Origin of the sequence: Glycomyces tenuis DSM 44171 (genome assembly GCF_000427885.1) — a bacterium.
GTDB classification, from domain to species: Bacteria; Actinomycetota; Actinomycetes; order Mycobacteriales; family Micromonosporaceae; genus Glycomyces; species Glycomyces tenuis.
Window position 1 is genome coordinate 387250 of the sequence record NZ_ATYW01000001.1, and the last position, 15854, is coordinate 403103.

Consider the following 15854-nt stretch of genomic DNA (forward strand, 5'->3'; position numbering starts at 1 on the left):
CTCGTGCCCCGCCCGGTCCGCTGCGTTCGCTTCCATCGCCGCACCCCCGCCGCATCGAGTCACGACGACCTTTCGGCCACGCCCCGGGCGGCGCGACCGCCGTCACTCCTCGGGGCGGGGGCGGTGAGCTGCGGGTTCGCTTGAGATGCCGCTTCGGGCTCAGCGTGCCCGGATGTGGCTCGCCGTTCGGGCACGTAATCTTGATGTGTGGCGATTGACAACTATCGGATCGTGTCCGAACCGGTTTTCGGCGACATGTCGGGTATGGCCAAGGCGAGCATGGACTGGCGGCGTCTCGCCCACAACGTCGAGGCGCTGGCCGCGCTCACCGAAGCACCGCTGATGGCGATGGTCAAGGCCGACGCCTACGGCCACGGCGCGGTCCCGGCCGCGCGCGTCTGCGCAGAGGCCGGGGCCGCGCGCCTCGGCGTTGCGAGCCTCCGCGAGGCCTGGCGGCTGCGGCGCCTGGCGGACCTGGCCGAGACGCCGGTGATGGCCTTCCTCTACACGCCCGAGCAGCCGGGCCTGGCCGAGACGATCGAGGCCGGAGCCGAGCTCGGGATCTCCTCGCTCGCGGGCCTCGCGGCCGTCGCCGCCGCGGCCGAGCGCGCCGGCACCCCCGCCCGCGTCCACCTCAAAGGCGACACCGGGATCTCCCGCGGCGGCGTCGCCGAACACGAATGGGAGGCCTTCGCCGAGGCCGCCGCGAAGCACCGGGCCGCCGGGGCGATCGACGTCGTCGGCGCCTGGAGCCACCTCGCCTGCGCCGACGAGATCGGCCACCCCGCGAACGGGATGCAGAAGGCCGCCTTCGAGCGCTTCCTCGCCGCGCTCGGCGCCGCGGGCCTCGAACCGGAGGTGCGGCACCTCGCCAACTCGGCCGCGCTCATCGCCGACCCCGAGACCCACTACGACCTCGTGCGGCCCGGCATCGCCCTCTACGGCTACAACCCGGTGCCGCGGATCCCGGTCGACCTGAAGCCGGTGATGGAGCTGCGCAGCAGTGTCGCCGCCGTCAAGCGCCTCCCGGCCGGCACCGGCATCTCCTACGGCCACACCCGCCATCTGGAGCGCGACTCGAACGTGGCGCTGGTGCCGCTCGGCTACGCCGACGGCGTCCCGCGAGCCGCCTCCGGCCGCGCCGAGGTCTACCTGGCCGGGCGCCGCCGCCCGGTCCTGGGCCGGATCTGCATGGACCAGTTCGTGGTCGACCTCGGCGACGACGCCGTGGCGCCCGGCGAGCCGGTGGTCCTCATCGGCGCCGGCGAGCACCACCCGGACGCCGACGACTGGTCGGCCTGGGCCGGGACCATCCCCAACGAGATCCTCACCGGGATCGGCGCCCGCGTCCCGCGCTACTGGAACCGGGGCGTCGAGTGAGCCGTCGGCCCGGGCTGCGGGGCCTCGCCGTGGCCGGCGGCATAGCCGCCGGGGCGGCGATCGCCATCGGCCTGCCCCGCTACATCGCCCGGCGCACCCGCGCCTCGTCGAAGGACCCGTACGCGAGCGAGCCCTTCGAGCTGCCGCCGACGAACTCCGTGCGCACGGTCGTCAACCACGACGGCGTCCCGGTCCACGTCGAGACCGTCGGCGCCGAGGACGCCGGGCTGACCGTGCTGTTCGCCCACGGCTACCTCCAGGACTCCTCCACGTTCTACTTCCAGCGCAAGGCGATCGCCGCGGCCGCCTCAGCGGGGGCCTCGCTGCGGGCGGTGTTCTACGACCAGCCGGGGCACGGCCGCTCGGGGCCGCTGCCGCGCACCGAGTACTCCATCGACGAGCTCGCCGAGACCATGCACGACATCATCGCGGCCGTCGCCCCCCGCGGCCCGCTCCTGCTCGTCGGGCACTCCATGGGCGGCATGACCGTCCAGGCCCTCGCCCGCCGCCGCCCCGACTTCTTCGCCGACCGCGTCAAGGGCGTCGCGTTCCTGTCGACCAGCCCCGCCGGGCTCGACACCGTCGAGACCAAGCCGATGCGGGCGCTGCGGCGGGTGCGGCGCACCGTCCTGCCGACGCTCCAGCAGATCACCGGCTGGACGCCGCAGCTCATCGACCGGGCCCGGCTGCTGTCGGGCGACATCGGCTACCTCGTCACCCGCCGCAACGCCTTCGCGCACGCCGACCCGCCCCATTCCCTGATCAGCCTGGTCGAACGCATGAACCGCCACACGCCCGTGCAGAGCGTCGTGGGCTACGTGCGCGCTATCCTCGACCACGACGAGACGGCGGCGCTGCCGCGGTTCGCGGGCATCCCGGTGCTCGTCGTCGTGGGCGACAGCGACCTCTTGACGCCGCCGCAGCATTCGCGGCGGCTCGCCGACGCGATCCCCGGATCCCGATTCGTGGTCATAGCCGAAGCGGCCCACTCGCCACAGCTCGAGTATCCTGGTGAGATCTCACAACTGTTGTTGGAGATGATCGACAAAATCATGGTCTCGGTCGATGCGGCAAGAGGCCGTGAGGCCGAGACGGACCAGGCCGGCGCCACCGGGCTCGGCGGGGCGAACCGCGCGCGTCCGAGGCGCGCCAGAGACGGATCGCACCCGTCGCCGAGGCGGAGCTGGTCCCCGTTCTCCCGTCATGCCGAACGCGGAACCCATACGCATACAGAGGAGTGACATCGTGAGGCTGAGCATGCCGACGGCCGAAGACACCCACGAATTCGGGAAACGCCTCGCAGGGCTGCTGCGCGCGGGCGACCTCGTGATCCTCACCGGCCCCCTCGGCGCCGGGAAGACCGCCCTCACCCAGGGCATCGGTGCCGGCCTCGGCGTCGACGGCCGCATCACCAGCCCCACCTTCGTCATCGCCCGCACCCACCGCGCCGGAGAGGCGGGCCTGCCGCTCGTCCACGTCGACGCCTACCGGCTCGAAAGCCTCGACGAACTCGACGACCTCGACCTCGACACCGACGTCGCCACCTCCGTGACCGTCGTCGAGTGGGGCGCCGGACTCGCCGAGCGCCTCGCCGAGTCCCACCTCGAGATCGCCATCGACCGCGCCGCCGACGAGACCCGCGAGCTCGTCCTCCACGGCCGCGGCGGCGACTGGACCGCCCGCCTCGAAGCCTTCGACGCCCCGGTCGGTGCGGCCGCATGCTAGTCCTCGCGGTCGACACCGCCACCAGCGCCGTCCAGGCCGCGCTCGTCGAGGTCGACGGCGACGAGCTGTTCCTCGGCGCCTTCCGCCGCGAGATCGACAGCAGGGGCCACGTCGAGCGGCTCGCCCCCTTCATCGAGGAGTGCCTGGCCGAGTCCGGGCGCTCGAAGAGCGAGATCGCCGCCGTCGTCGCCGGGATCGGGCCCGGCCCGTTCACCGGGCTGCGCGTGGGCATGGTCACCGCCGCCGCCTTCGCCGACGGGCTCGGCGTCCCCGTCTACGGCGTCTGCTCGCTCGACGGGATCGGCGGGAACACCCGCGGCCGGGCGCTCGTGGCGACCGACGCGCGCCGCAAGGAGATCTACTGGGCCGTCTACCACAGCGGCGAGCGCCAAGGCGAGCCGCAGGTGGGCAAGCCCGCCGAGCTGCCCGACCTCGACGTCGACTACGCGATCGGCGAGGGCGCCGGCAAGTACGCCCAGGAGCTGGCGATGCCGGCCGAACCGGAGGCGGCCTACCCGGACCTGGTGAAACTCGTCGAACTGGCCGGGCCGCGCATCCGCGGCGGCGAGCCGAGCGAGAAGCTCACGCCGCTGTACCTGCGCCGCCCCGACGCGAAGCCCGCCCGTGCCTGAGCCGGGGGACGCGCGGCCCCGGTCCGTGGTAAAGCTGGGATGATGGACGGCGAGTTGCGCATGGGCCGGCTGCGCTGGTGGCATCTGACGGCCGTGGCGCGCATGGAGCGGGTGGTCTTCGGGCCCGAGGCGTGGAGCGAAGGTCTGCTGTGGACCGAGCTGGCGGCCGGGCACGATTACCGGGCGGTGTTCGACGCCGACCGCGTCGTAGGCTACGCCGGGGTGGCCCTGGGCGGGCACGAGGCCTGGATCAACAACATCGCCGTCGACCCGGAGCGGCGGCGGCGAGGCGTCGCGACGATGCTCATGGACGACATCGTCGCCCGCGCCCGCGCGGCCGGCGCGAAGGCGGTGTTCCTGGAGGTCGCCGTCGACAACGAGCCGGCCCAGCGGCTCTACGACCGTTACGGCTTCTACGGCATCGGCGTGCGCAAGAACTACTACCAGTTCACCGGCACCGACGCCGCGGTGATGAGGATGGATCTGTGAACAGCGAACCGATCGTGATGGGCATCGAGACCTCGTGCGACGAGACGGGGGTCGGCATCGTGCGCGGCACCGAGCTGCTGGCCGACGCCATAGCCTCCTCGGTCGAGGAGCAGGCCAGATTCGGCGGCGTCGTCCCCGAAGTGGCCTCCCGCGCGCACCTGGAGGCCATGGTCCCCACCGTGCAGCGGGCACTCGACGAGGCCGGGGTGACCCTGGCCGACCTCGACGGCATCGCCGTCACCGCCGGGCCCGGGCTGGCCGGGGCGCTCATGGTCGGCGTCGGCGCCGCGAAGGCGTACTCGCTGGCCACCGGCGTGCCGCTGTACGGCGTCAACCACTTGAGCGCCCACATCGCCGTCGACACGCTCGAGAACGGGCCGATCCCCGAGCCCGCGATCGGCCTGCTCGTCTCCGGCGGGCATTCGACGATCATGATGGTCGAGGACCTGGCCGGGGAGGTCACCCAGCTCGGCGCGAGCATCGACGACGCCGCGGGCGAGGCCTTCGACAAGGTCGCGCGCCTGCTCGGCCTGCCCTTCCCCGGCGGGCCCCACATCGACAAGGCCGCCCGCGACGGCGACCGCGCCTACGTCGAGTTCCCGCGCGGCCTGAGCGCGGCGAAGGACATGGAGCGCCACCGCTACGACTTCTCCTTCTCCGGGCTCAAGACCGCCGTCGCCCGCTGGATCGAGGCGCAGCGGGCCGAGGGCCGCACCGTCCCGGTGAACGACGTGTCCGCGGCGTTCCAGGAGGCGGTGTGCGACGTGCTGACCCGCAAGGCGATCCTCGCCGCCAAGGAGCACGGCGTCGAGACGCTGCTGCTGGGCGGCGGCGTCGCGGCGAACTCGCGGCTGCGCTCGCTCGCGGTCGAACGCGCCGAGAAGGCCGGGATCAACCTGCGCTACCCGAGGCCGCGCCTGTGCACCGACAACGGCGCGATGGTGGCCGCGCTGGGATCGCACCTGGTCGCCGCGAAGGTACCGCCTTCGGAGATGCGCTTCCCGGCGAACTCGTCGATGGACGTGACGATCGTCAGCCTCGCGAACGACCTGTTCTGACCGGGCCGCGGGGCCGCCTCAGACGGCGGCCTCCGCCTCGATCGCCGCGGCCATCGCCGTGAGGACCTTGAACTCGTCCCCGGTCGAGGCGTCCGAGCCGCCGAACCAGATCTCCACGGAGAGGTACATGTTCCCCGAGGCCGCCAGCAGGCGGTGCGTGTGCCCGAGGATGACGCAGTCCTCCGCGCCGGTGAAGTACACCGAGCGCTCCCAGATATCGGCGGCGGCGTCCTCGGTGACCTCGCAGCCGCCGCCGATGACGGTGGTCTGGAACTCCAGCTCGGCGACCCCGCCCGCCGGGTCGTCGGGGAAGACGCTCTGGGTGACGTAGATGCCGGGGCGCTCGAAGGCGTCGGTGAACTCGCCGACCATCTCGCATCCGGAGTCGTCGCCGGTCCGCTCCGGCACGGTGCCCTCGGAGTCGACCGTCATGTATTCGGCGGCGATCGGCTCGATCACGGCGCAGACGTTCTCGAGCGAGGTGTAGGCGGCCGTCTCGGCTGCCGCCGTCTCCTCCGGCTCCGATGTCTCCGCTGCCGCCGTCGTCGGTCCGGCCTCGGCCGTCGCGGACTCGGTGCCGGGCGCGGTCACCGCGCCCTGCTCGTCCTCGCCGAGCACGCCCGTGACGAGCACCGTGCCGAGGACGCCGAGGGCCACGCCCGCCGCGAGCGCGGCCGCCGCCAGCGGCCACCGCGGTCGGCCCGGCCGCGCGGGCGGCGGGAAGCCGCCGGGGACGGGGCCGGGCGGAAGCGGTTGCGGCCGGTACGAGCCCGGCGCGGGCGCGCCGGGGTTCGCCCCGCCGCCGGGGGGATCCATCGGGTACTGCAACAGGGCTTCCTTTCGCGGAGCGGGGCCCACCGGGGCCACAGCGTTTAGGGCCTGTCTTGTGAATCAGACCGGGCGTTATCCGGCCTATTCGCCCGCTCGCTGCGTTGTCGGGGCGCCCAGATCCAACACCGGGATCTGGGCGCCCCTCCGCCTTGCGAGCGAACAAATAGACTCGGATACCGCCTCGCCCTGATTCACAAGACAGGCCCTAGAAGCCTCGGCCGCCGTTGCACGGAAACGGCACGGGATCCGCACGCTCGCGCCGGGCACGGCCGAGCGCCGGGCGGGATGGTCCCGACCGGCGCTTCGACATGGTTCGGTTGCTGACGATGTGCAGTGGCCGAGCGGTGTTCAGCGGCCGATCAGCTCGAGCAGCCGCCGGTTCTGGTCGCGGCGGTACCAGGCGATGGCGGCGAAGGCGGCGGCGAACACGATCGTGTTGACGCCCGCCCACAGCGGCATGTCCAGCGGGACCTGGTTGACCCAGGTGGCGCAGAGCATCACGATCGCCAGGCCGGCGGCGGCCAGGCTCGACAGCCTCGGCACGACCAGGCCGATCGCCCCGGCCAGCTCGACCAGGCCGGTGACGACGCGGAACCACTGGCCCGCCCCGATCTGCTCGAACGAGGCGACGTTGGCGTCGTCGCCGAGGATCTTCGGCACCGAGGCGAAGACGAAGAAGGCCGCGAAGAGCGCCTGGGCGACCCAGACGGTGATGTTCAGGCCGCGGCGGCGGCCCTTCGCGGTGGAGGCGGCGGGGGAGGTGACTGAGGTGTAGGTCTGAGCGGTCATTGCGATCACGTCCTTGTCGAGGCGTTGTGTTTCGTGCTTCTGCCTCTAGGTCGATCGGTGCGACGCGATTTCGACGACCGCCGCGGATGTTCTTCGAGAATTCTTTCGCGACCGCCGCTGCCGTGCCGCTACCTCACCTCCGGGCGGTCGATGATGCGCTTCCAGGTGCCGTCGGATTGCTTGCGCAGCACCTGGACGCGCATGCCGGTGCCGTCGGCGGCGGTCGTCGAGGCCAGCGCCAGGTCCTCGAAGCGGACCGTCGGCAGCTGCTCCTCGTCGGTGGCGAACCGGACGTTCTGCTCGGCCATCGCCCGATAGATCGCCTTGATCGACTCGACGCCGGAGGTGGGGTCGTCCGGCGGGTAGGCCAGGACCGCGTCGGTTTCGTACAGTTCGGCTATCCCGTCCACGTCGCCCGCGTTCAAGCGCTCGGCGATCAGCCGCGTCACCTGCTCGGGCTCGGTGGCCCGCTTGCCGTCCGCTGCCATCGGAGCTCCTTTCGTCGGTTCGGAGTCGTTCCCGTTCAGCTTCGCACCGGACGCGGGCGACGGGGCGGAAACGCGGACGCCGCCGGGCCCGCTCGCAAGACGCGGCGCGGCCTCAGTTCGGGGCTTCGGACATCCGCGTCAGCAGCGGCAGGGCACTCTCGAATGTGGACTGAATCGCGGCGCCGGCCTCCGCCAGCGCCAGGAAGACGCGGGCGGCCCTGATGGCGAGGTCGACCAGGAGGCACACGGTCTTGCAGATCCTGAGGCCCAGCGCGGCGATGGCGCCGGGGAGGCTGAGGGGGTCGACGGTCGACCATATGACGCCGATGAACGAGCTGACGATGTCGGCCAGGTTCTGTATCGAGAAGTTCATCAGCGCCTCGGCGAGCGCGGCGGTGTGCTTCATCGTCGTCTTGACGAGGTCGCAGACGACGGCCACGGTGTGGACGGCCTGCTGGAACTCGCCCAGGCGCAGCGCCGCCGAAGCCGCCGCCCCGCCGGACCAGGAGGGCAGGATGCCCTCGATGGTGACCTTCCCGATGTGCTCGGCGAGGTCCACCAGCGCCTCAGAGGCGGTGCCCCACATCTGCCCGGAGACGCCGATGCGGTCCGGGTTGCCGGAGAACATGCCGATGATGTCCTCCAGCGGCTGGAACAGGGAGACGATGGCGTCGAGTCCGGTCTTCGCGATCAGGCCCAGCCAGTACGCCGGGTCCGGCGGGAAGGGGATCGTCGAGACGGCCATGTCCGCGATCTCGATGCCCGCGCTGAGCAGGCCCGTGAGCTGCTGCGCGTGCGCGAGCAGGTCGTCCAGGACGAGTTCCCCGTCGAACAGCTTGCCCACCAGCGAGGCGGTCTCGTCGCAGACGGCCATGACGTTGTTGACCAGCGCCGCGGGAGGCGTCTTGCCGTAGGCCGACATGAGCGCGTCGGAGGCCGAGCCGGAGGTCGCATCCCCGGTGTCCTCCCCCGGGCCGGTGTGCCGGGGAGCGTCGGACAGGTCCACTATGCCTTCATCGGACACCGTCGGCTCCCTCGCCGCGGTCCTCGATCTCCCCCGCCGCGCGGTCGTCGGTGTCGCCGTAGTCGTCGCAGGCGCGTCCGATCCGGACGGCCACGCCCTCGACGGCCGGGGCGAGCATGCCCATCAGGACGCGCAGCGAGTTCGCGGTGACCTCGTACTGCATGGCGAACGCCGCACCCGGCGCACCCCACATCCAAGACTCGGGGTCGGCTTCGGCGGCGTACCGGAAGACCTCCTCGAAGTCCGGGCTCAGTGATCCCAGCCGTTCGCACGCCTCTCGCACGGGGCCGGTGTCGATCGCGAATCCGTCTTCGGACATGGCTCACTCCTTCAGGGGTCGGCGGCCGGTCCGCCGTCACCGGGCGTCCGCCGAGCATTCCGCGCGAAGGCACGGGAACCGCATCGAATCGGCACGCGCATCGAGGCGAACAATGAGGGCTTGGCCTGCGTCGATACGATGAGCAGGGATGTCGGTGCGCTCCAAGGAGGACGATGCGGTTTCGGGTACTCGGCTCGCTCGAGGTGACGCACGGGGACGGGCGCGTCCCCGTGACGGGCATGAAGGCCAAAGCGCTGGCGCAGCTGCTGCTCGAATCCGGGCGATGGCTGCCCGCGCACCGCTTCGTGGACGTCCTGTGGGACGGCGAGCCGCCGTCGACCGCGCTGCGGCAGGTGCAGAACACGCTCGCGGCGCTGCGGCGGCTGCTCGCCGCGAACGGCGGCGACCCGATCGAGCGCTCCGGCCTGGGATACCGGCTGCGCTCCGAGGAGATCGACCTGGCCCGCTTCGAACGCGACACCGCCCGCGCCCGCGAGGCGATGCGCTCGGGCGACCCGGCCGCCGCCGTGGAGCTGCTGCGGGCGGCGCTCGAGCTGTGGCGCGGAGCGGCCCTCGCCGACCTGCGCGGCGACCGGATCGAGGCCGCGGCGGCCCGCTTGGAGCGCGAGCGCCTCGACGTGCTCGAAGTCCTCAACGATGCCGAACTCGCTTTGGGGCGCAACGAATCGGTCGTGCTCAGAGCCGGCGAGCTGCTCGGCGCCGACCGGTACCGCCAGCGGGCGGCCGCCCAGCTCATGCACGCCCTGCGCGGACAGGGCCGCGCCGCCGAAGCGCTCGAGGTGTACGCCGAGGTCCGCGCCCGCCTGGTCGAGGAGCTCGGGCTCGACCCGGACACCGAACTGCGGGAGGCGCAGCGCCGCGTCCTGGAGGCCCGGTCCGAGGCGGCGGCCCCGCCGCCCTCCTGGACGGCGGCCGTCCCCGCGCAGCTGCCCGCCGCGCTCGGCGGCTTCTGCGGCCGCGGCGCCGCGCTGAAGGAGCTGGACGACCTGCTCGACGCGGAATCCGAGGCGCTGCGGATCGCCGTGGTCTCCGGTCCCGGCGGGGTCGGCAAGACCTCGCTCGCGGTCGAATGGTCCCACCGGGTCAGGGACCGCTTCCCCGACGGCCAGCTCTATGTGGACCTCCGCGGGTTCCACCCGAGCGGGGCCGCGCTCGCCCCGGCCGAGGCGCTGAGCGGATTCCTGACCGCGCTCGGGGTCAGCGCCTCGTCGCTGCCCCGCGGCCTGGAGGCGCGGGCCGATTTGTACCGGAGCCTGGTGGCCGACCGGCGCGTCCTGGTGGTGCTCGACAACGCGCGCGACGCCGAGCAGGTGCGTCCGCTGCTGCCGGGGGCGCCGAACTGCGCGGTGCTGGTGACCAGCCGCAGGCTCATGCCCGGCCTGGCCGCCCGGCACGGCGCGCGGCAAATCCGGCTCGAGGTGTTCGAGCGAGCCGAGGCGCGGGCGCTGCTCGGCCTCAGGCTCGGGGAGGCGCGCGCCGCCGCCGAGCCCGAGGCCGTCGACCGCATCCTGGGCTCGTGCGCGGGCCTGGCGCTGGCGCTGGCGGTCGTCGCGGCTCGGGCGGCGACCGAGACGCGGTTCCCCTTGAGCGTGCTCGCCGAGCGGCTGAGCGCGGCCGACAGCGCTTTGGACGCTCTGGCGAGCGACGACGCGCTCGGCGACGTCCGGGCGGTGTTCTCCTGGTCCTACGACGCGTTGAGCCCGGACGCGGCCCGCCTGTTCGCGCTGACGGGCCTGCACCCGGGCCCGGACTTCTCGGCGGCCGCGGCCGCGAGCCTGGCGGGGGTGCCGCTGCGGCGGGCACGGGCGCTGCTGCGGGAGCTGACCGGCGTCCACCTGCTCACCGAGCACCAGCCCGACCGGTACGCCGCCCACGATCTGCTGGCCGCCTACGCGCGGGAGATGGCGGCGGGCGAGGACGAGTCGGAGCGCGCCGCGGCGAGGCGGCGCATGTTCGGCCATTACACGGATTCGGCGTACCGCGCCTCGAAGACCGTCGACCGCTTCCGCGAGCCGCTGCCGATGCCCACCGCCGAGCCCGGCGTCGTCGCCGAGCCGTTCGAGGAGTCCGAGGCCGCGATGGCCTGGGTGCTGCGGGAGCTGCCGGTGCTCGGCAACATGGTGCAGTGCGCCGAGGACACCGGTTCGGACCGGTACACGACGGCGTTGGCCTGGGCGATCGCCGGGATGCTGCACAGGAACGGCAATTGGGATGTCGGTGTGGCGACGCAGCAGTGCGCGCTCCGCGCCGCGCGGCGGCTCGGCGACCGCGCCCACGAGTGCACCGCGCACGTGTACACGGCGATGTTCCTGTTCTCGTGCGCCGCGTTCGAGGAGGCCGAGCGGCATCTGCGGCGGGCGCGGGCGCTGTGCGACCCCGAACGCGACCGGAAGCCGCTGGCCCGGGTCAACCACCAGTTCGCGGTCGTGTTCAACGAGAGCCGGCGTTTCGAGGAGGCCCTGGATCACTGCCGGGAGGCCTATCGGCTGTACCTGGAGGCCGGCGACGACAACGGCCAGGCCAACACGCTCAACGGCATCGGATGGCTCCAAGCCAAACTGGGCAGGCTCGACGAGGCCCTGGAGCACTGCCGCAAGTCGCTGGCGCTGAGCGAGGCGATCGGGGCGCACAGCGCGCAGTCGGCGGTCCTCGACACCATCGGATTCGTCCTGCACCGGCAGGGCCGGAACGCCGAGGCCGTCGCCTACTACCAGCGGGCGATCGACTTGAGTCGGCGGATCGGGTTCCGCTACAACGAGGCCGAGGTGTCAGACCACCTCGGCGACCTGTACCGGGCGATGGGCGATCCGGCGTCGGCGCGCGAGACCTGGCGGCGCGCGCACGCGATCTTCACGGAGGTGCGCGAGTTCCGCGCCGCCCAGGTGCACGCGAAGATCCGCGAACTGGAGGTGTAGGCGCTGTGGCATCGGCCTCCACTCGGGTTGGGCTCCTTCGGTATCCGGCTAGGCTTAGCGCATGACGCGAATCCCTCACGGTCTCATCTACCGTCGTGCCGCACGGGTCCTCATCGTCGACGAGGACGACCGGGCGCTGCTGTTCTTCGGCGGGGGGCTGGTCCGGCAGGACGCCGACTACTACTTCACCGTCGGCGGCGCCGTCGACGAGGGCGAGTCCCTGGCCGAGGCCGCCGCCCGCGAGGTGCTCGAGGAGACCGGCCTGCGTGTCACTCCGGAGGAGCTCGGGCCGCTGGTGGCCCACACCGAGGGCGCCTGGACCACCCACGACGGGGTGCGCTTCTACTCCGACGACAACTTCTTCTTCCTGCGCACGAGCCACTTCGAGGTGAGCCTCGACGGCCTGGAGGCCGGCGAGGAGAAGGAGATCAGCCGCTACGAGTGGCTCAGCATGGAGGACCTGCGGTCGACCGACGCCTACGTCTTCCCGATCGGCCTGGCCGGCGTCCTCAAGCGGCTCATCTCCGGCGAGGACGTGACCGGCCCGATCGAACTGCCCTGGGTCGACCAGAGCTCGCGGTAGCCGCCGGGGGCCGCCGCGCGGATACTCGAACGGTGAACGCCGCACCAGAGCCCCACATCGTCAGGCGCCGCTGCGCGCGGGTGCTCCTCGTCGACGAGGACGACCGGCTGCTGCTGTTCTACAGCAACGGCTTCGTCGCCCCGGGCGTGGAGTACTACGTGACCGTCGGCGGCGGTGTCGAGGAGGGCGAGTCCCTGGCCGAGGCCGCCGCCCGCGAGGTGCTGGAGGAGACCGGGCTGGCCCTCGACCCGGCCGAGCTCGGGCCGGTCGTCGCCCGCGCGGCCGGCATCTGGTCGGATGCGCCCGACACGCCGATGCACAACGACGAGTCGTACTTCTACCGCCGCGTCCCGCACTTCGAACCCGTGCGCGACGGGCTCGAGGAGGTCGAGCGGCGGGAGTTCGCCGAGGCCCGCTGGCTCACCGCCGAACAGCTCGAGGCCGTCGACCGCCTCGTCTTCCCCGCCGGGGTCTCCGGCCTCCTCAAAGCACTCAACGCGGGGACGGTTCCCGTTGTGCCCGTTGAACTCGAATGGGGCGCTTGGTGCTGGGACGGGAATAGGGGGTGGACGGCGACCGAGCGTCCCGGGATACTCGAGCGATGAGCGTGACCGAACCGACACAGCGAATCGACCGGCGCGGGGCCCGGGGGATCGTGATCGACGAGCAGGACCACGTCCTGTTCATCGGCCGGTCCGCGACGGCCGAGCGGCCCGCGGGCTGGCTCCTGCCCGGCGGCGGCATCGACCCCGGCGAGTCGATGGCCGAGGCCGCCGCCCGCGAGCTGTTCGAGGAGACCGGCCTGCGCGTCGCCCCCGCCGAGCTCATCGGCCCGGTCGCCCGCCAGCTCTACCGCGGTCGGCGCGAGGACCGCCCGTGGACCCAGCAGAACCACTTCTTCTTCACCCGCGCCGAACGCTTCGAGCCGCGCAACTGCGGCGGCGACGCCTACGAGCAGGACCTCGAGTTCCAGTGGGTCGCCGTCGACGACTTCGCCGCGACCGAGGGCCTCGACCGCATCGACGGCCTGCTCGGCCTGGTCAAGCGGCTCGTCAGTGGCGACATCCCCGCCGAACCGGTCGAACTCGACCCCACCGGCCGCCGAAGCGAAGCCGCCGAATGAGCATCGAGACCGAGACCGGCGCCGCTTGAAGTCGAGTGATTCCCCAGCGTAGTGTTGTAGTATTATCTCTACATGCCGAAGCGCCCCAATAAGGACATCCGGGCGGCAATCGAGTACTTGGAGGCGGCGGGCTGGTTCATCGAGAAGGCGGACGGGCACGCATGGGGGCGTGCGTACTGCCCGGGAGGGCGCGACGGCTGTCGTCCACCGACGTCCATATGGTCGACACCGAGGTCGGCCGAAGGCCACGCAAGGCGTCTTCGGCGCCTTGCCGACCAATGTCCGCATGGCTTCGCATCGGAGGATGAGTAAGGAGGCTGAGCTCATGACCGTCTACGCTTTCGAGCTGCGGTTCTCGGCTCCGGCCGGGCACGAGGTCATAGATGCCTTGTACGAAGCCGGTTGGGACGACGCCGTGGTCTCGTTCGATCCGGAGGCCGGTGGTGAAGGGACCGCGATGTTCGACCGGGAGGCCGCTTCGGCCGTCACAGCGGTGGCATCGGCCATCGCCCAGGGGCGCGGCGCCGGTGTCGAACTCACCGGCGTCACCGAAGACCTGGTCACCCTGAAGGAGATCGCCGAACGCACTGGCAGGAGTTTCGCGTCTGCGGATCACTGGGCGGTGGGGCGGCGCGGCCCAGGCGGATTTCCGGCACCTCGGATCCCCCGGGCGAGAGTCAGCCTGTATTCGTGGGCCGAGGTGGCGGTATGGCTGCACGAACACGGTCTTGCGCGCGTTTCGCCGGCTGATGTGGAGATCGCCCGCGTCTGCGAGGTGGCCGATTCGATGATTCGGGCGCATCGTCTCCAGGCCGGTCTGCCCGAACGGGACCGCCGCGAGTTGTGCCGGGCGGTCGCCTTATGCGTTCGGCCGGCCGCTGAAACGGAGCGGGAGGCGCGGGCCGGAGCCCGCGCCTCCCGTGGCGTTCGCTCAGACTTCGCCTTCGGTGCGGTCGCCGGACCAGTCGGTGTGGAAGACGCCCTCGCGGTCGACGCGCTTGTAGGTGTGGGCGCCGAAGAAGTCCCGCTGGCCCTGGATCAGGGCCGCCGGGAGGCGCTTGGAGCGCAGGCCGTCGTAGTAGGCCAGCGCCGCCGAGAAGCCCGGCGTCGGGATGCCGGCCTGCACCGCGGCGGCGACGACGCGGCGCCACGCGTCCTGCGCCTCGGTCACGATCCGGGTGAACTCGGGGGCGGCCAGTAGGGTCGGCAGCTCGGGGTTCTCGCGCCACGCGGCGGTGATCTTGTCCAGGAAGCGCGCCCGGATGATGCACCCGGCCCGCCACAGCGCCGCGCACGAGCCGAGCTCGATGTCCCAGCCGTACTCCTCGCTGGCGGCGGCGATCTGGTCGAAGCCCTGGGCGTAGGCGACGATCTTCGAGGCGTACAGCGCCTGGCGGACGTCGTCGACGAAGCTCTCGGGCAGGTCGATCTTCCCGTCCGGGCCGGTCAGGACGCCGACGGCGCCTTCGCGCTGCTTGGCGCCGCTGGAGAGGGCCCGCGCGAACGTGGCCTCGGCGATGCCGGTGACCGGGACGCCGAGGTCGAGGGCGTTCTGCACGGTCCAGCGCCCGGTGCCCTTCTGCCCGGCCTGGTCGAGGATGACGTCGACCAGGGGCTTGCCGGTGGCCGCGTCGGTGTGCCCGAGGACTTCGGCGGTGACTTCGATGAGGTAGGAGTCGAGGTCGCCCGAGTTCCACTCGGCGAAGATCTTCGCGAGCTCCGAGGGCTCGATGCCCAGGCCGCGGCGCAGCAGGTCGTAGGCCTCGCCGATGAGCTGCATGTCGGAGTACTCGATGCCGTTGTGCACCATCTTGACGAAGTGCCCGGCGCCGTCGGGGCCGAGCCTCGTGCAGCACGGCGTGCCGTCGGGGGCCTTGGCGGCGATGGCCTCCAGGATCGGGCCGAGGCTCTCGTAGGACTCCGCGGAGCCGCCGGGCATGATCGCGGGGCCGAGCAGCGCGCCCTCCTCGCCGCCGGAGACGCCGGTGCCGACGAAGTGGATGCCCCTGTCGCGCAGGGCGGCCTCGCGGCGCCGGGTGTTCTCGAAGTGGGCGTTGCCGCCGTCGATGATCATGTCGCCGGGCTCCATCAGCTCGGCGAGCGAGTCGATGACGGCGTCGGTGGCCTTGCCGGCCTGCACCATGATCATGGCCTTGCGGGGCCGCTTCAGCGAGGCCACGAAGTCGGCGAGCTCCTCGGAGGGCACGAAGTCGCCCTCGTCGCCGTGCTCGTCGATGAGTTCGGTGGTCTTGGCGTAGGTGCGGTTGTAGACCGCGACGGTGAAGCCGTGGCGGGCGAAGTTGCGGGCGAGGTTCGAGCCCATGACGGCCAGCCCGACCACTCCGATGTCGGCGGTGCTCATGCCTTATCTCCCTACTGTGTCGAGCGGCCCTCGGCGACGCCTGCGGAGCCGTCAATCGGTACGGCGTGTGTCCCCGTGATTCTCGCGGAGCCGCCTCGCGGTGGCGCCGCCACGG

The 15854-nt window shown here is 72.1% G+C and carries 16 protein-coding genes; 10 read left to right on the forward strand and 6 right to left on the reverse strand.

What is annotated here, in order from left to right; genetic code table 11:
• Positions 1-231 precede the first annotated feature (231 nt).
• The 6 genes from alr to tsaD are packed head-to-tail and all read left to right on the forward strand — an operon-like array spanning position 232 to position 5284.
• Positions 232-1380: an alanine racemase gene (alr, locus tag YWW_RS0101895; RefSeq protein ID WP_245595327.1), complete on the forward strand. Its 1149-nt coding sequence runs from the start codon at positions 232-234 to the stop codon at positions 1378-1380.
• On the forward strand, positions 1377-2621 hold the full coding sequence (locus tag YWW_RS27760; RefSeq protein ID WP_162145906.1) for an alpha/beta fold hydrolase: 1245 nt from the start codon (positions 1377-1379) through the stop codon (positions 2619-2621). Before alr ends, YWW_RS27760 begins: the two co-directional genes overlap by 4 nt.
• Positions 2584-3105 (forward strand): tRNA (adenosine(37)-N6)-threonylcarbamoyltransferase complex ATPase subunit type 1 TsaE, encoded by a 522-nt coding sequence (gene tsaE / locus YWW_RS27765; RefSeq protein ID WP_051325261.1) that lies wholly within the window; start codon positions 2584-2586, stop codon positions 3103-3105. The genes YWW_RS27760 and tsaE overlap by 38 nt, the downstream gene beginning before the upstream one ends.
• A complete protein-coding gene (tsaB, locus tag YWW_RS0101910) occupies positions 3099-3737 on the forward strand; it encodes a tRNA (adenosine(37)-N6)-threonylcarbamoyltransferase complex dimerization subunit type 1 TsaB (RefSeq protein ID WP_026928765.1) in 639 nt (212 codons plus the stop codon). Before tsaE ends, tsaB begins: the two co-directional genes overlap by 7 nt.
• 42 nt (positions 3738-3779) lie before the next feature.
• The gene (gene rimI / locus YWW_RS0101915) at positions 3780-4226 is read left to right on the forward strand and encodes a ribosomal protein S18-alanine N-acetyltransferase (protein WP_026928766.1); all 447 of its coding nucleotides are present in this window, start codon (positions 3780-3782) and stop codon (positions 4224-4226) included.
• Positions 4223-5284: a tRNA (adenosine(37)-N6)-threonylcarbamoyltransferase complex transferase subunit TsaD gene (gene tsaD, locus YWW_RS0101920; RefSeq protein ID WP_026928767.1), complete on the forward strand. Its 1062-nt coding sequence runs from the start codon at positions 4223-4225 to the stop codon at positions 5282-5284. Before rimI ends, tsaD begins: the two co-directional genes overlap by 4 nt.
• Before the next feature lie 18 nt (positions 5285-5302).
• On the opposite strand, the gene YWW_RS0101925 is transcribed toward tsaD, so the two are convergent.
• The 5 genes from YWW_RS0101925 to YWW_RS0101945 form a co-directional block, all read right to left on the reverse strand.
• The gene (locus YWW_RS0101925) at positions 5303-6112 is read right to left on the reverse strand and encodes a hypothetical protein (RefSeq protein ID WP_026928768.1); all 810 of its coding nucleotides are present in this window, start codon (positions 6110-6112) and stop codon (positions 5303-5305) included.
• Between the two features lie 351 nt (positions 6113-6463).
• Positions 6464-6904: a DoxX family protein gene (locus YWW_RS27770; RefSeq protein WP_035697451.1), complete on the reverse strand. Its 441-nt coding sequence runs from the start codon at positions 6902-6904 to the stop codon at positions 6464-6466.
• Positions 6905-7032: 128 nt separating this feature from the next.
• Positions 7033-7392, reverse strand: coding sequence for a YybH family protein (locus YWW_RS0101935; RefSeq protein ID WP_026928769.1), 360 nt, complete (start codon positions 7390-7392; stop codon positions 7033-7035).
• 112 nt (positions 7393-7504) lie between these two features.
• Positions 7505-8416, reverse strand: a complete 912-nt coding sequence (locus YWW_RS0101940; RefSeq protein ID WP_155829815.1) for a hypothetical protein — start codon at positions 8414-8416, stop codon at positions 7505-7507.
• The gene (locus YWW_RS0101945) at positions 8406-8735 is read right to left on the reverse strand and encodes a hypothetical protein (protein ID WP_026928771.1); all 330 of its coding nucleotides are present in this window, start codon (positions 8733-8735) and stop codon (positions 8406-8408) included. The genes YWW_RS0101940 and YWW_RS0101945 overlap by 11 nt, the downstream gene beginning before the upstream one ends.
• A gap of 173 nt (positions 8736-8908) precedes the next feature.
• On the opposite strand from YWW_RS0101945, the gene YWW_RS0101950 reads away from it, so the two are divergent.
• From YWW_RS0101950 to YWW_RS33625, 4 genes are all read left to right on the forward strand, one after another.
• Positions 8909-11671: an AfsR/SARP family transcriptional regulator gene (locus YWW_RS0101950; protein WP_035703909.1), complete on the forward strand. Its 2763-nt coding sequence runs from the start codon at positions 8909-8911 to the stop codon at positions 11669-11671.
• A 61-nt stretch (positions 11672-11732) separates the two neighbouring features.
• The gene (locus YWW_RS27775) at positions 11733-12254 is read left to right on the forward strand and encodes an NUDIX hydrolase (RefSeq protein ID WP_035703911.1); all 522 of its coding nucleotides are present in this window, start codon (positions 11733-11735) and stop codon (positions 12252-12254) included.
• A 32-nt stretch (positions 12255-12286) separates the two neighbouring features.
• Positions 12287-12859, forward strand: coding sequence for an NUDIX hydrolase (locus YWW_RS27780; RefSeq protein ID WP_169732252.1), 573 nt, complete (start codon positions 12287-12289; stop codon positions 12857-12859).
• On the forward strand, positions 12856-13377 hold the full coding sequence (locus YWW_RS33625; protein WP_081687118.1) for an NUDIX domain-containing protein: 522 nt from the start codon (positions 12856-12858) through the stop codon (positions 13375-13377). The genes YWW_RS27780 and YWW_RS33625 overlap by 4 nt, the downstream gene beginning before the upstream one ends.
• Before the next feature lie 931 nt (positions 13378-14308).
• Here YWW_RS33625 and gndA read toward each other — a convergent pair.
• Positions 14309-15739 (reverse strand): NADP-dependent phosphogluconate dehydrogenase, encoded by a 1431-nt coding sequence (gene gndA / locus YWW_RS0101970; protein ID WP_026928773.1) that lies wholly within the window; start codon positions 15737-15739, stop codon positions 14309-14311.
• Between the last annotated feature and the right edge of the window lie 115 nt (positions 15740-15854).